The sequence below is a fragment of the Halomonas sp. 3D7M genome, from assembly GCF_014897885.1.
In the GTDB taxonomy this organism is placed as follows: domain Bacteria; phylum Pseudomonadota; class Gammaproteobacteria; order Pseudomonadales; family Halomonadaceae; genus Vreelandella.
This window is the reverse complement of record NZ_JABUZF010000272.1, coordinates 14,433-30,169: the sequence shown is the minus strand read 5'-3', so window position 1 is coordinate 30,169 and position 15,737 is coordinate 14,433. Positions and strand designations below refer to the sequence as shown.

Sequence of the window (15,737 nt, the reverse complement as noted above, 5' to 3'; positions counted from 1 at the left end):
ATACCTTGGGTCTGCCAGACAATTTCGCTGGGGGCGTACTGAAGGAAATAGTCTTCACCAAGAGATTCCCACAGTTGATCAATCTGAGCGCTGTCTACGCCGACTGTTTGCAGTAACGAGCGGGCTTCGGTACGGGTTTCGCGCACCCAGTCATCTCGGTCGGGCGGGTTTTTTAGCCCTCGTCTCAGTGCCCGCTTGGTTTCAGCATGCAGCTGGCGCAACAGCGACGCACGCCAGCCGTTCCACAGGGTGGGGTTGGTTGCATTGATGTCGGCAACGGTGAGCACGTAGAGATAGTCTAAGCGGGTCTCGTCGCGCACTGTTAGAGCGAAGTCGCGAATCACGTCGGGATCACTAATGTCGCGCTTCTGGGCGGTCATAGACATCAACAGGTGATGCTCCACCAGCCAGCGCAGTAAGTTAGTGTCGTGTTGGGAGACGTGGTGACGGTGGCAGAATTGCTCAACATCACGCGCACCAATCTCAGAATGATCGCCGCCGCGGCCCTTGCCAACATCGTGAAACAGTCCTGCTATCCACAGCAGATCCATTTTAGGCAGTTGATGAATCAGCGTGGCTGCGACGGGGAAGTCATCTTTGGCATCCGGTTTGCGAAAGCCGTGTAAAAACTTCAGTAAGCGCAGGGTATGGGCGTCTACCGTGTAAATGTGGAATAGGTCGTGTTGCATCAACCCGACCGCGCGACCAAATTCTGGCAGATACTTGCCCAAGATGCCGTAACGGTTCATGCGCCTTAATTGGCGAGGGACATTGCCGGGAGCCCGCAAAATGGACATGAATAGCCGCTGATGGCGAGGGTCTTCGCGGTAGTGATCATCAATTTGATGGCGATGATCGCGGATCAGGCGAATGGTGTCGGCGCGTACCCCTTCTATTTCCGGGTGCTTTGCCATCAGCAGAAACAGTTCCAACATGGCCGCCGGTCGCTCACGAAACAGATTGCGTGAGCGCGCTTGGATGTAGCCGCCTTTGGTTTCGAAGCGCTCGTTCAGCTTAACGGTTTCCAAGGCTTCTTTGCCGCGTAGGATAACCTCATCAAAGTGCTGTAACAGCATGTCGTTAAGCCCGGCCAGGGCGGTTACATGCCGATAGTAGCGCTTCATGAACTGTTCAACTGCTAAGCGCTCAGGGGTATCCCTAAAGCCAAACATTTCGGCAATGGTACGTTGGTGATCAAACAGCAATCGATCTTCGGCGCGGCCTGTTAGCATGTGCAGGGTATAACGCACCTGCCATAAAAAGGCTTGGCCCTGGCTTAGAATGCGCAGTTCGGCATCATTCATAAAGCCATTTGCGACGATATCAGCATAGTGCTCAGTGTCGAAATGGCGTTTAGCGACCCAACCAATCATTTGAATATCACGTAGGCCGCCTGGGGAGCTTTTCAGGTTTGGCTCTAAGTGGTATTCCGAGTTGTTGTAGCGATAGTGGCGGGCAATTTGTTCTTGCCACTTGGCTTCGAAAAAACGGTCAGCAGGCCAAATATGCTCGGCGCTAAGGCGTTCACGCATCTTTTGGCGAAGATGTTCGGGGCCAGCAATGAGTCGCGACTCCAACAGGTTGGTCATCACGGTGACATCAGCTTCAGCTTCCCGCTCACAGTCATTAAGCGAGCGCACGCTATGGCCGATCTCAAGACCGATATCCCATAAGAAGGTAATGAAAGCGCTTAGCGACTCGCGATAAGGGGTGTCATCGTCATGCGCCAGTAGCAGCAGGAGGTCGATGTCTGAGTGCGGGTGTAGCTCGCCTCGGCCGTAACCACCCACTGCCACCAGGGCAACGCCATCGTCAGGCCAGTTGTGCTGCGCCCAGGCAATGGCTAGCAGCTGATCCAGATACCACGCTCGCCCGCGGACTAGGTCGCGTATATCAGCCCCGGAACGAAACTGCTCATCCAGCTTGGCTTGTAGCTCCCGCAGCGCCGCCTTAAACGGCGCAATAGGAGAGCGTGATCCGGCGAGTTCGGTGCGAAACATGGCGAGATCGTACAGCGTGGTGTCCGGCTCGAACCGGTAGTGATGAAGAAGCATCAGCGATTTAGAAAACTGAAGTCTTCGTCGCTGCGTGCAGTCAGCACGTCAACACCGGTTTCTGTGACCAGCAGCGTGTGCTCCCACTGGGCAGATAAGCTTCGATCCTTAGTGACCGCTGTCCAACCATCGCGTAGCACCTTGGTTTTATAGCCGCCTACGTTAATCATTGGTTCGATAGTAAAACACATGCCGGCTTCCAGCGGGATGTCGGCATCGGGTGCATAGCCATCATAGTGAAGAAACTGCGGATCTTCGTGGAAATCGGCGCCGATGCCGTGGCCGCAGAAGTCGCGCACTACGGAGTAGCCGTGTGCTTCAGCATGTTGCTGAATAACGCGGGCAAGTTCCGAAAGGTGTACGCCTGGCTTTACTAGCTCAATGCTTTTGTACAGGCACTCTTGGGTGATACGGCATAAGCGCTCGCCCTGGATCGTATCGCCGATGACGAACATCACGCTGGAATCACCGTGGTAGCCGTCAGTTGTTTTGACGGTGATATCCAAATTCATGATATCGCCGTTCTTCAATTTTTTGGCATCATCAGGAATGCCATGGCAGACCACGTGATTGATTGATGTACAGGTTGCTTTCGGAAAACCGTGGTAGTTCAGCGGGGCAGGTGTAGAGCCCAAATTGTTAACAATAAAATCGTGGCACAGGCGATCAATTTCACCCGTAGAGATCCCCGCCTTGATGTGGGGGGTGATCATTTCAATGACGCTGGCGGCTTGGCGCCCGGCTTCACGCATTTTCTCGATTTCAGAAGGCGTCTTGATAGGAACGTTCATGAATTCTCGATGTGGGTTCTAAAGTAAGTGGTGAACGGCAATGGTGAGCGGTAAATTAAGACCGTTACATGCGCTGTGACTTCATCTTGGTAATGATCTATGGTATAAAGCCGCGCGCTTTCCTGCAATCGCCATCCGATGCTTCTTTGTCGGTTGGTCATCTGCAGAAAGGCTATTTAAACGTAATGCAGAAATCTGTGTTACTAAACAGCAAGCCTTGAAAACACACATGCACCGGCACATGGTCCCGGGTGCCGCTGGCAGCGTCTGACGATGCCACTGGTCGGATCCATGGGGTGCGTGGAGGCCTAACCCGAGTTTCAGGAGTTTTATCATGTCTCACGTTAATATGCGTGACCTGCTGAAAGCAGGTGCTCACTTCGGTCACCAAACCAAGTACTGGAATCCGAAGATGGGTAAATTCATCTTCGGCGCGCGCAACAAGATTCATATCATCAACCTCGAGCACACTTTGCCGGCGCTGAACGAAGCGATCGACGTGGTTGAGAAGATGGCGGCATCCAACAACAAAATTTTGTTTGTTGGCACCAAGCGCAGCGCTAGCAAGATCATCAAAGAAGAAGCAAACCGCGTTAACCAGCCGTTCGTCAACCATCGCTGGTTGGGTGGTATGCTGACTAACTTCAAGACCATTCGTCAGTCCATCAAGCGTCTGCGTGATCTTGAAACCATGCGCGAAGACGGCACGTTCGAGAAGCTGACCAAGAAAGAAGTCTTGATGGCAACTCGCGAGCAAGAGAAGCTTGAGCGTTCTATCGGCGGTATCAAGAACATGGGCGGCCTTCCTGACGCGCTGTTCGTTATCGATGTTGACCACGAGCGCATCGCGATCAACGAAGCCAACAAACTGGGTATCCCGGTTATTGGTGTGGTAGATACCAACTCAAACCCAGATGGCGTTGATTACGTTATCCCGGGTAACGACGACTCCATCCGCGCTATTCAGATCTACGTGAAAGCAATTGCTGACGCGTGTGGTCGTGCAAAAGAAGGTCGTCCGGAAGAGTTTGTTGAAGTGACTGAAGAAGCCGCTTCTGCCGACACTGACGCTGCTGCCGAGTAACGGTTGCAGTGGTGCGGCGGCCAGATAAGCCGCATCATGTTTAAGAGGGGGCCTTATGCCCCCTTTTTCCCGCTTTGAGTTCGCTCAAGTGGGCCGATTATGCCGGACGCTTAATGCCGGCGAATGCTCTACAAAGTGATACGCAACGGTCATCTACCGAGCCTATACTCTGTAGCGCGTTTAACTTTCAGCTAGAACCATTTCCGAGGTGAAAACTCATGGCTGCTATCAGCGCCTCTCAGGTTAAGGAACTGCGCGAACGTACCGGTCTTGGCATGATGGAGTGTAAAAAAGCACTTACTGAAGCCGACGGTGATATCGAAGTTGCAATCGAGAACCTGCGTAAAAGCTCTGGCCTTAAAGCCGCGAAAAAAGCGGGCCGTACCGCTGCAGAAGGTGCCGTTGTTACTCGCGTAGCAGAAGACGGCAGCTACGGCGTAATGGTCGAGATCAACTCCGAAACTGATTTCGTTGCCCGTGACGACAACTTCATCGCTTTCACCAACAAGATCGCGGATGCGTTCTTTGCGGCAAAAAATGAAGACGTTGCAGCGGTAATGGCTGGCGACCTCGAGTCTACTCGTGAGCAGCTGGTACAGAAAATCGGCGAGAATATCGGTGTGCGTCGTGCCGTTGTTGTGAACGCTGTTGAAGGTGGCCTTGTAGGCGAATACGTTCACGGCGGCCGTATCGGCGTCTTGACCGTTCTGAAAGGTGGTAGCACGGAAGCTGCTAAAGACGTTGCTATGCACGTAGCAGCGATCAATCCGTCGGTTGCGCACCCCGAAGATATGCCGCAGGAAGAGCTGGACAAAGAAAAAGCGATTATTCTGGCCCAGCCGGACATGGCCGGTAAGCCTGAGCAGATCGCTGAGAAAATGGTTCAAGGCCGTCTGAAAAAGTACTTGGCCGAGAACAGTCTGACCGAACAGCCGTTCGTTAAAGACCCGAACCAATCCGTTGCCGAGTTCGTGAAAGCGGCGGGTGGCGAAGTGGTTAGCTTCACTCGCTTTGAAGTGGGCGAAGGCATCGAGAAAGAAGAAGTCGACTTTGCTAAAGAAGTTATGGAACAGGCTGGCCGTCGCTAAGGTCAGAGGTTTCAGAAAGAAGATGGCGTGCGCGCGAGCGCACGCTTTTGTGTATCCGGCCCCTGTGAAAAACAGGGGTCGTCTCGCCCGCCTGTGTTCAGGTCTGCCTCAGGAGAGATGCCATGTCACGTGAAGTTCAAGAGTCCGCCCCCGCAGTTGCTGCCAGTAAGACTGAAAAGTCGAAATCAAAATACAAACGTATTTTGCTGAAGTTGTCTGGCGAAGCGCTAATGGGTGAGCACGATTTTGGTATTGATCCGAAAGTGCTGGATCGTATGGCGTTAGAGATCGGCCAATTGGTTGGTATTGGCGTTCAGGTGGGGATCGTGATTGGTGGTGGAAACCTATTTCGTGGCGCGGCGCTTAATGAAGCCGGCATGGATCGGGTGACGGGTGACCACATGGGAATGCTGGCAACCGTGATGAATGCGCTAGCAATGCGAGATGCGCTTGAGCGTTCCAATATTCGCTCGCGGGTAATGTCAGCGATTCCCATGAGTGGTGTGGTAGAGCATTACGACCGCCGCACCGCCATCCGCTACTTAACGTCGGGAGACGTGGTGCTGTTTTCAGCGGGAACGGGTAATCCTTTCTTTACGACCGACTCTGCAGCCTGCTTACGTGGTATTGAAGTAGATGTTGACGTGGTGATCAAGGCCACCAAAGTAGACGGCGTGTACAATAAAGATCCGGTTAAACATCCCGATGCCGTGAAGTATGACCAGCTCTCTTACGACGATGCCCTAGACCAAAAATTGGGCGTTATGGATTTGACCGCAATCTGCCTGGTACGTGACCATAATATGCCGGTGCGGGTATTTGATATGAATAAGCCTGGTGCCCTGCTGAATTTGGTAGTAGGGGGCAAGGAAGGCACGCTGATAGACAGAGGGTAATATCGTGATCAATGACATCAAGAAAGATGCAGAATCTCGCATGAAGAAAAGCGTTGAAGCGCTGCACAGCAACTTCAACAAAATCCGTACGGGGCGTGCTCATCCCAGTATTCTCGACGCTGTTACCGTTGATTATTACGGTGGTCAGGTGCCGCTAAATCAAGTGGCTTCTGTTAACGTGGAAGATGCTCGTACGCTGACAGTGGCGCCTTGGGAGCAGGGCATGGTGCCCAAGATTGAAAAGGCAATTATGACCTCTGATCTGGGGCTCAATCCTGCCAGCGCCGGCAATGTCATTCGCGTGCCGATGCCGATGTTGACCGAAGAAACGCGCAAAGGTTACATCAAGCAGGCGCGTAGCGAAGCTGAACATGCGCGCGTGGCGGTGCGTAACGTACGTCGTGATGCCAACGGTGATTTTAAGTCTTTGTTGAAGGATAAAGAAATTACTGAAGACGATCAGCGCCAGGGTGAAGACGAAATCCAGAAGTTGACGGATAAGTATATTGCTGAGGTCGATAAAGCGCTTGCCGCAAAAGAACAAGATCTCATGCAGGTATAGTTATTAGTCTAAAAATAGCTACCTGCTTTCAATCAACCACGGGGGGCTTGGCTGCCCGTGGGTCATCGCTTGGCTTTACTATGACTGATCTTTGGTGCGAGAACCCATGACGTCTCCGCAGCTTCCCCAAGCGCAGCAGGATGGCGCGACGCCTTCTCGGTCCGAGGAGGCGCCGCCAGCCCATGTTGCTATTATTATGGATGGTAATAACCGCTGGGCGCGGGCACGTGGGCTTTCCGGAGTGCGCGGTCACCGAGCCGGTGTCGAAGCCGTTCGAGCGGTTATTGAACGCGCTGCGCAGCGCGGCGTTCAGACACTGAGTCTTTTTGCTTTTTCAAGTGAAAACTGGAAGCGCCCAGCGGCTGAGGTGAATGCCTTGATGGAGCTTTTTTTGATGGCGCTTAAGCGCGAGGTCAAAAAGCTCCATGAGCGTAATATTCGCCTGTCAATTATTGGCGAACAGCGTGGTTTTTCCCATGCGATCCAAAAGCATATTCAGCGTGCCGAGTCGTTAACCGCAGAGAATACCGGTATGCATCTGGTGATTGCGGCCAACTACGGTGGTCAATGGGACCTTGCGCGAGCGGCTAGACAGTTGGCGGAGCAAGTCGCCGCAGGTGAGTTAGCGGCTTCCGATATTGATGAGGCGCGTCTTGATGCGGCGATGAATACGCACAATGTACCGCCGGTAGATTTATGCATCCGCACCAGCGGAGAGCAGCGGCTATCTAACTTTATGTTATGGCAGTTAGCTTACGCAGAACTGCATTTTTCGCCACTGCTCTGGCCAGATTTTAACGGGGCGGCACTTGATGAGGCGCTTGACGATTTTTGCCTACGTCGCCGTCGTTTTGGTATGACCGACGCACAAATAGAGGCGCAAGGTGCTTAAACAGCGGATGATTACAGCAGCTTGGTTAGCGCCCCTGACGCTGACTGGCTTGTTCGGACTACAAGGTGGAGCCTTTGCACTGTTTACAGCGCTAATTGTGCTGCTAGGTGCTTGGGAGTGGACCAACTTGGCCGGTGTCGCCCGTCAGGGAGCGCGAATTGCCCTGGTAGCTGTTATGGCAGTGTTAATGCTGGCAATGTGGCTAGGTGGAGCAGCGTTTGCCGCTTGGCCGCTTTGGCTGGCTGCTGTGGGGTGGGGGATTAATCTTTATTGGGTGACCCACTACCCTGATACTGCCAACCAATGGCAAGCCACTTCTCGGCGGTTGCTCATGGGTGTGTGGGTGCTGCTGCCGTGCTGGGTAGGATTCAATGTGCTCCGCGATAGTGGCGCTGTATGGCTGCTGTTTGTGCTGTTGTTAGTCTGGACCGCTGATATTGGCGCCTACTTTGCTGGCAGGCGTTGGGGAAAAAATAAGCTTGCTCCAAAAGTGAGCCCAGGTAAGTCCTGGGAAGGTGTTTATGGCGGCCTTGCGGCCACGCTATTGCTAGCAATTGTGTTCGCTGTGTGGCAGCCCATTAACCTTATAGGCGGTGTCGCACTGGTAGTGATTACCGGTTTAGTGACGCTGGTTTCAGTGCTTGGTGACCTTCTCGAAAGTATGCTTAAACGCTATCGGGGCATCAAAGATTCAAGTCAGCTCTTGCCAGGCCATGGCGGTGTACTGGATCGTATTGATAGCCTGACGGCAGCAGTGCCTATTTTTGCGCTGTTCTATTTGCAGGTGATCCATCTCCAGGTGAGCGCCCTATGAGCCAACCAGCTGTTCAGCGTATTACAGTGCTTGGTTCAACAGGCTCAATTGGTAAAAGCACCCTTGATGTCATTGCTCAATATCCAGACCGCTATCGCGTTTATGCCTTAACGGCCCATACCTCAAAAGAAGTGCTCTTAGCGCAATGCCGCTTTCATCACCCAGAAGTCGCTGTATTACATGACCCTGAGGATGCGGCCTGGTTGCAGCAAGCACTTTTAACGTCAGGGCTCTCTACTAAGGTTCTTTCAGGAGCTATGGCGCTTTGCCAGGTGGCGCGAGAAAGGCAAGTGGATACCGTGATGGCCGCTATTGTTGGCGCAGCGGGCCTGTTACCTGCGCTAGCAGCTGCCGAGTCAGGTAAGCGCGTACTGTTGGCCAATAAAGAAGCTCTAGTGATGAGTGGCGCGCTGTTTATGGACGCTGTTGCGCGCTCAGGTGCAACCTTATTGCCGATTGATTCCGAACATAATGCTATTTACCAATGTCTACCTACCGAGCATAGAGGTGGACTGCGTCAGCACGGTGTTCGCCAGCTGCTGCTCACCGCCTCTGGCGGCCCTTTTCGTGGCTGGCAGGCAGAAGATATCGCTAAGGTGACCCCTGAGCAGGCTTGTCATCATCCTAACTGGTCAATGGGGCGCAAAATCTCCGTCGATAGCGCGACGTTGATGAATAAAGGCTTAGAGCTTATTGAAGCGTGCTGGCTATTTGATGCAACGCCTGATCAGATACAGGTAGTGGTTCATCCGCAAAGCGTTATTCACTCGATGGTTGCCTATGATGATGGCTCGGTGATTGCGCAGCTGGGTAATCCTGATATGCGTACGCCTATTGCTTATGGATTGGCATGGCCGGAACGGATTGATGCGGGTGTTGAGACGCTGGATCTTTTTCAGGTGGCGCGTCTGGATTTCGAAGCCCCCGATGAAGCGCTTTTCCCCTGCTTGTCGCTCGCCCGTGATGCTATGCACAAGGGCGGCGCTGCACCGGCGATTTTGAATGCGGCGAATGAGGTCGCCGTGGAGGCTTTTCTGGAAGGACAGCTTGGCTTCAGCGCGATTGCTGACGTAGTGGCAAAAGTGATGGCTCTACCGTTTGAAGGGCGTGCCGACACGCTTGAGCGGATATTATCTGCAGATCAGTGGGCACGGGAGCAGGCGGCGCTAATAGTATGCCAGTAGTTCGCTTAGCATCAGCCATCGTTGATCAGCGAGTCGTGTAAAGGAGCGAAGAGTGAGCCTGATACAGAACATATTAGCGGTGATCGTGGTACTGGGGTTGTTGGTAACCTTTCACGAGTTTGGCCATTTTTGGGTGGCGCGGCGCTGCGGTGTAAAGGTGCTACGTTTCTCAGTCGGCTTTGGTAAGCCGCTATGGTCGACCGTTGATCGTCACGGCACAGAGTTCGCGGTGGCGGCCATACCGCTAGGCGGCTACGTAAAAATGCTCGACGAGCGCGAAGCGCCTGTACCTGAAGAGCAATTAGATCAGGCGTTTAACCGCAAGACCGTATGGCAGCGTATCGCTATTGTTGCCGCTGGCCCGATTGCAAATTTTTTACTTGCGATTGTAGCTTACTGGGCGCTATTCGTTGCAGGCACTACAACCGTTGCTCCTATTGTTGGCGATGTTGCTCCTAACTCTCCTGCGGCAGAGGCAGGGCTTTCTCACGGCGCAGAAATTACCTCTATCCAGGGAGATGCTATGCGCTCCTGGGAAGAGATTAATTTAAAGCTTGTCTCTATGATCGGGTTTAATGGCGACCTGGTGCTTGAGGCACAGCCTGAAGGGTCCAATGCCTCTCGGGTTTATCAGCTTCCTGTTGCCAACTACATGGTTCGCCAGGACCCGCCCCAGCCAATGCAGAGTTTGGGCATTACACCTTGGCGCCCGAACGTACCCGCAGTGCTAGGCCAAGTGATTGATGGCCAGGCGGCTGCACAAGCTGGCCTGCGAGCGGGTGATCGTATTGTGTCTCTGGATGGCGAGCCAATTGACGACTGGATGCAGTTTGTCTCGGTTATTCGTGAGAATGCAGGCCAAACCTTAGAGGTGGGTTACCAGCGTGGTGATGAGCAGGGTAGCCTTTCCTTAACCCCTGGACGTAATACGCTGGAGAGTGGCGTCGAGGTTGGGTACATTGGTGCCGGAGCGCAGCAGGTAACATGGCCTGAAGAGTTTCAACGTGAAATTCGTTACGGGCCTGTAGAAGCGGTAGGTCAAGCGTTATCACGTACAGGTGAGATGACGCTGCTGACAGTAGATGCTATCCGTAAGATGCTGGTGGGGCTTATTTCACCGTCGAACCTTTCGGGGCCGATTACCATCGCGCAGATATCAGGTGACTCTGCTCGTGCGGGGATGGAAGCGTTCGTAGGCTTTCTAGCGTATCTTTCTATCAGCCTTGGCGTGCTTAATCTACTGCCAATACCCGTGCTCGATGGTGGGCATTTACTTTATTATTTTATAGAGGTCGTGCGTGGGCGGCCGGTCTCTGAGCAAACGCAAGCAGTAGGGTTGCGTATTGGGCTTGCCATGGTAGGCACCCTAATGTTGATGGCTCTCTATTTTGATCTGATGCGCCTGTGGTAATGACGCGTGTAGGGCGCTGGATGCCTTGTCATCTGCCTGCACAAATGTATATGGTGCCTATCTGGAATGATGGGCAGACCAACGCGAGCGAACTGACTGCATGAAAATCAAGACCCTTGGAATGGCGGCATTGTTGTTGGTAGGTACCAGCACTGCCCAAGCACAATCCTTTGATGTTTCCGACATTCGTGTGGAAGGACTGCAGCGGGTATCTGCCGCCTCGGTCTTTAATGCGTTTCCCGTCAATGCCAATGATCGCGTTAGCGAACAGCAGCTTGCTGCCGCTGCGCGAGATTTGTTTGCCACAGGTTTGTTTGAAGATGTTTCCCTCGCGCGCGAAGGAGATGTGTTGATTATCCAGGTGGTTGAGCGCCCGACGATCGCGCGCTTGAACATCGAAGGGAATCAGCAGATTTCTGATGAGGATCTGCGCAACGGTCTGCGCGAATCAGGTCTTTCTGAGGGGCAGGTGCTCCAACTTTCCACGTTGGAAGAGATTCAGCGTGAGCTTGAAGGGGTTTATCAAGCTCAGGGGCGCTACAGCGCCGGTATCGATGTTGAAGTTGACGAAATTGATGAAGGCCGTGTTCAGGTTAATATCAATGTTAACGAAGGTGAAGTCGCTAAAATCCGCCAGATCAACATCGTGGGCAATGAAGCGTTCGACGATGACACGCTGCGCGACGTATTTGAGCTAAATGATCGGCCAGGGCGTGTTTTTGGTTGGTTCTCTAAAGATGAGTATTCCCGCGAAGCGTTGGCAGGGGACATTGAGCGGTTACGCTCCTTTTACTTGGATCGTGGTTACGTCAATTTTGATGTCACCTCAACACAGGTTTCCATTGGTCCTGAAAAGTCAGAGATCTTCATCACGTTAAATATTGATGAGGGCAACCAGTTCCAAGTAGGCGACATTCGTTTTGCAGGTGACCTGCAAATTAGCGAAAACGAAGCGAACGAGCTACTGACTATTAACCGTGGTGATACGTTCTCTCGTGGGGATCTCAACGCGTCTACCGAGGCGCTTCGTCAGCGTCTTGGGGCGGAAGGCTTTGCGTTTGCTGAAGTTCAAGGTATCCCTGAAATGGCCGGTGATGGTGAAACGGTTGATTTAGTGATCGCGGTCAACCCTGGTCAGCGAACTTATGTACGTCGTATTGAGTTTTACGGCAATACCACAACGCAAGACGAAGTATTGCGTCGAGAAATGATCCAGTTAGAGGGGGCGCCTGCCTCGACTGAGTCGATTACTCAGTCGCGTCAACGCTTGGAGCGTCTTGGCTTTTTCAGCCAGGTAGAGGTTGATACGCAACCGGTTCCGGGGCAGCCCGACTTGCTAGACGTAACGTATAACGTCGAAGAGCAACCGTCTGGCTCGGTATCTGCCAGTGTCGGCTTCTCGCAAAGTGCAGGGGGAATTTATGGTGTCGGTTTGGCGCAAAATAACTTCCTAGGTACCGGTAACCGCGTCAACGTAGGTGCGCAACGTAGTGATACGTTTACCAGCGTTAACTTCGCATTTACGGATCCCTACTGGACACTGGATGGTATTTCGCGCGGTTATAACCTGTTTTATCGGGAAACGGATTACGGCGACTCCGATATTTCGACGTTCTCCACCGATGCTTACGGTGCTGGTATTAACTTCGGTTACCCCATCAGCGAGCTTTCCCGTCTGAACTTTGGCGCCAGTATTGAAGAACTCACGATTAAAACCTATGACGACTCTGCCTCAGAAATCATTCGTTACGTCGAAGATCAAGGCGATGACGCACAAAGCCTGAAGCTAACGGCAAGCTGGACACGTAATAACTTGAACCGTGGCATTATGCCAACAGCGGGTAACTATCAGCGTGTCTCGCTAGAAACAGGTGTCCCTGGTAGTGATGCGGAATACTACAAGCTGCGTGCTCGTGCCCAGCAGCTGTTCCCGATCAACGATGACCAGACTTGGGCGTTGAAGTTTACCGGTAATCTAGGCTATGCCGACACGCTGGGTAGCAATGATCCTTATCCGTTCTATGAGAACTTTTATGCGGGTGGCTTAGGTTCAGTGCGTGGTTTTACATCGAATACCCTGGGACAGCGTACAACACCGACTCGAGATGGCGGACGTGACCGTACGTTGGGCGGTAATATCTTGGTAGAAGGGTCGGCAGAAGTGCTCTTCCCAATGCCCTTTGTGGAAGACCAGCGTGCGATTCAACCGTCGCTCTTCCTCGACGCGGGTAATACCTTCTTGAGTTCTTGCTATGATGTGCAGGAAGCAGATATTGGGCGCCAGCAATGTAGTTCTGGAGTCGACCTGGGTGACTTGCGTTACAGCGTTGGTATCGGCCTTTCGTGGCTAACGCCGGTAGGCCCGTTGACCTTCAGCGTTGCAGAACCGTTAAGCGATAAAAGCGGTGACGATACCCAGTTCTTCCAGTTCTCGCTGGGCCAAACGTTCTAACATGGTGGGATACGTTGGTACCTACCTAATAAAAAGGAGTTAACACGATGCGTAAACTGACAGCAGCTGTGTGCCTATTTGGCGCCATGACGCTTCCCGCCTACGCCATTGCCGCTGAAGTGGCAGTGCTTGATTGGCGTGCTGCGTTGATGAATACACAGTCGGCTCAGTCATCGTTGAGCCAACTGGAAGGCCAAATCGGTAACCAGCAGCGCGAGGCTCAAGCGTTAGGAGAAGAGCTTCAACGCATACAAGAGCGTTTACAGCGTGAAGGTGAGACAATGTCTCAGTCTCAGCGAGATCCGCTAATTGCTGAACTTCAGCAGAAGGGTAGCCGCTTTGAGCAGCTGCGCCGTGAAGTGCTCCAAGCGCAGCAAGCGTCTGAGCAGCGGTTCCTTGAAGGCGCTGAGCCCAAGCTGGAACAAGCGGTAGAGCAGGTGTTAGAGCGTCACAACATTGATGTTCTGGTAGAGCCTCAAGGGGTGTTGCACTCATCAACTGACCTGCCTAATGTGACTAATGAGGTCACACAGATTTTTGATTCGCTAAACTAATTTTAGGACTGTTGGTGCGGCTAGTCCGCACCCATGTTTCTCTGGGCTCCCATGACGCACGCTCCTCATCACCTTACCCTTGCGCAGATTGCACGTCACTTGGACGTCGATTTTGAAGGCGACGCCGAACAGCCGATTCGGGGTCTCGCAACGCTTAAAGAGGCAGCGCCTGATCAAGTCGCATTTCTCGCTAATCGTGCGTATTTAAAAGATCTAGCAACCACAAAAGCAGCGGCAGTGTTGCTTCATCCTGAGCATGGCAAGAATTGCCCTGTTCCGCGTTTAGAGATGGCGAATCCTTATTTAGGTTACGCAAAGCTTTCCCAGCTATTCGATCCGTTACCTGCTCGGGATGTGACTGGTATTCACCCCACAGCGGTTGTAGCGGATGACGCTATGTTGGGCAACGGTGTGTCTGTTCAAGCGCATGCGGTGATTGAAGCCGGCGTCGTGTTAGGTGAGCGTGTGGTTGTTGGTGCTGGCAGTGTGATTGGTGCCGATAGCGTGATTGGCGACGATACGCGGCTACACGCCAACGTTACTGTTTGCCACGGTGTTGTTGTGGGCAAGCGAGTGATTTTGCAAAGCGGCTGTGTGATCGGTGGTGATGGTTTCGGCTTTGCCCATGACGGGGCCGGATGGCACAAAATCGCTCAATTAGGCGGGGTTGTGCTAGGCGATGATGTTGAAGTCGGTAGCTGCTCAAGCATTGACCGTGGCGCGTTGGGAGACACTGTCATTGGCAACGATGTAAAAATCGATAGCCAGGTACAGATTGCGCATAACGTGATCATTGGTGATCACAGCGCATTAGCGGGATGTGTTGGCATTGCTGGCTCCACGACAGTGGGTAAGCACTGTATGCTCGGAGGGGGCGTTGGACTGTCCGGACACCTTTCTATTTGTGACGGTGTGCAGGTAACGGGGATGAGTCTAGTGACCAATTCGATTCATGAACCAGGTGTCTATTCATCGGGTACTGGTGCCATGAATAATACCCAATGGCGCAAGAATGCGGTGCGATTTAAACAGCTAGATGAAATAGCCAAGCGTTTATCTCGTTTAGAGAAAAGCCATCGCAGCAAGTAGAGTTTTGGCAGCAATATAGCTACAGCTAGCTTGAGGCTGCATAGCAGCAGGTTATAATTCACTGCTTTTTAACCAGCAACTTTGCTGGTGCGTGCCTGATATGATTCGGGCCTTTTGTCATTTTAGAGGTCGTTACGATGGTTATGGATATTAACGAAATTCGCGAATACTTGCCTCATCGCTACCCGTTTTTGCTGGTGGACCGAGTAACGCAATTAACCGTGGGTGAATCCATCGTTGCGTACAAAAATGTCAGTATTAATGAACCGTTTTTTAATGGCCATTTCCCGCACCATCCCATTATGCCAGGTGTTTTAGTCTTAGAGGCGCTGGCTCAGGTGTGCGGTATTTTAGGCTTTAAAACGGTCAATAAGCTGCCCGCTGACGGCTATGTGTACTATCTAGTAGGAAGCGATAATGTGCGCTTCAAGCGCCCTGTTATGCCGGGGGACCAGTTAGTCCTGGAAGCCAATGTCATCCGTGGGAAACGTGGTATTTGGAAGTTCGCCTGCCGTGCCACGGTTGATGGTGAATTAGCCTGCGAGGCGGAAATTATTTGTGCTGAGAGGAAGGTCGCTTGATACATCCTACTGCACTGGTTGATCCCAAAGCGCAGCTTGCTGACGACGTTGAGGTTGGCCCGTTTAGTGTTATTGGGCCAGACGTCACGATTGGCGCTGGCTCTGTGATAGGCCCCCATGTGGTGATTAAAGGGCCTACCGTTCTCGGTGAACGTACGCGAATTTTTCAGTTTGCTTCGGTAGGAGAAGACTGCCAAGACAAAAAATACGCCGGCGAGCCAACGCGCTTGGTAATGGGGGATGATAACGTTGTTCGTGAAGGCGTTACTCTCCACCGTGGTACCG

14 protein-coding genes and 1 pseudogene are annotated in these 15,737 nt (G+C 52.6%); 13 read left to right on the top strand and 2 right to left on the bottom strand.

Annotated elements, in window-relative coordinates:
- Both glnD and map read right to left on the bottom strand, forming a co-directional pair.
- The coding region (glnD, locus tag INT22_RS19290; protein WP_226912935.1) for a [protein-PII] uridylyltransferase at positions 1–2,054 on the bottom strand (2,054 nt) is incomplete at its 3' end.
- Positions 2,054–2,845, bottom strand: a complete 792-nt coding sequence (gene map / locus INT22_RS19285; RefSeq protein WP_089039230.1) for a type I methionyl aminopeptidase — start codon at positions 2,843–2,845, stop codon at positions 2,054–2,056. The genes map and glnD, both read right to left, overlap by 1 nt.
- A 334-nt stretch (positions 2,846–3,179) precedes the next feature.
- On the opposite strand from map, the gene rpsB reads away from it, so the two are divergent.
- The 13 genes and pseudogenes from rpsB to INT22_RS21610 all read left to right on the top strand — a co-directional run.
- Complete coding sequence (gene rpsB / locus INT22_RS19280) at positions 3,180–3,929, top strand: 30S ribosomal protein S2 (protein ID WP_038481130.1); 750 nt, start codon at positions 3,180–3,182, stop codon at positions 3,927–3,929.
- 218 nt (positions 3,930–4,147) lie between these two features.
- Entirely contained in the window at positions 4,148–5,017 is an 870-nt protein-coding gene (tsf, locus tag INT22_RS19275) for a translation elongation factor Ts (protein ID WP_193059969.1), read from the top strand.
- Positions 5,018–5,139: 122 nt separating this feature from the next.
- Positions 5,140–5,913 (top strand): UMP kinase, encoded by a 774-nt coding sequence (gene pyrH / locus INT22_RS19270; protein WP_089039229.1) that lies wholly within the window; start codon positions 5,140–5,142, stop codon positions 5,911–5,913.
- Between the two features lie 4 nt (positions 5,914–5,917).
- On the top strand, positions 5,918–6,475 hold the full coding sequence (frr, locus tag INT22_RS19265; RefSeq protein ID WP_089039228.1) for a ribosome recycling factor: 558 nt from the start codon (positions 5,918–5,920) through the stop codon (positions 6,473–6,475).
- Positions 6,476–6,581: 106 nt separating this feature from the next.
- Positions 6,582–7,367: a polyprenyl diphosphate synthase gene (gene uppS, locus INT22_RS19260; RefSeq protein ID WP_089039227.1), complete on the top strand. Its 786-nt coding sequence runs from the start codon at positions 6,582–6,584 to the stop codon at positions 7,365–7,367.
- A complete protein-coding gene (locus INT22_RS19255) occupies positions 7,360–8,181 on the top strand; it encodes a phosphatidate cytidylyltransferase (RefSeq protein WP_193059968.1) in 822 nt (273 codons plus the stop codon). Before uppS ends, INT22_RS19255 begins: the two co-directional genes overlap by 8 nt.
- Positions 8,178–9,365: a 1-deoxy-D-xylulose-5-phosphate reductoisomerase gene (ispC, locus tag INT22_RS19250; protein WP_193059967.1), complete on the top strand. Its 1,188-nt coding sequence runs from the start codon at positions 8,178–8,180 to the stop codon at positions 9,363–9,365. Before INT22_RS19255 ends, ispC begins: the two co-directional genes overlap by 4 nt.
- 52 nt (positions 9,366–9,417) lie before the next feature.
- The gene (rseP, locus tag INT22_RS19245; RefSeq protein WP_193059966.1) at positions 9,418–10,776 is read left to right on the top strand and encodes a sigma E protease regulator RseP; all 1,359 of its coding nucleotides are present in this window, start codon (positions 9,418–9,420) and stop codon (positions 10,774–10,776) included.
- A gap of 100 nt (positions 10,777–10,876) precedes the next feature.
- Positions 10,877–13,228 (top strand): outer membrane protein assembly factor BamA, encoded by a 2,352-nt coding sequence (bamA, locus tag INT22_RS19240; RefSeq protein ID WP_446718969.1) that lies wholly within the window; start codon positions 10,877–10,879, stop codon positions 13,226–13,228.
- A 47-nt stretch (positions 13,229–13,275) separates the two neighbouring features.
- On the top strand, positions 13,276–13,782 hold the full coding sequence (locus tag INT22_RS19235) for an OmpH family outer membrane protein (RefSeq protein ID WP_089039223.1): 507 nt from the start codon (positions 13,276–13,278) through the stop codon (positions 13,780–13,782).
- Positions 13,783–13,833: 51 nt separating this feature from the next.
- Entirely contained in the window at positions 13,834–14,871 is a 1,038-nt protein-coding gene (gene lpxD / locus INT22_RS19230; protein WP_089040909.1) for a UDP-3-O-(3-hydroxymyristoyl)glucosamine N-acyltransferase, read from the top strand.
- Positions 14,872–15,008: 137 nt separating this feature from the next.
- Entirely contained in the window at positions 15,009–15,452 is a 444-nt protein-coding gene (fabZ, locus tag INT22_RS19225) for a 3-hydroxyacyl-ACP dehydratase FabZ (RefSeq protein ID WP_089039222.1), read from the top strand.
- A pseudogene (locus INT22_RS21610) lies at positions 15,449–15,737 on the top strand (acyl-ACP--UDP-N-acetylglucosamine O-acyltransferase); the annotation flags it as partial. The gene fabZ and the pseudogene INT22_RS21610, both read left to right, overlap by 4 nt.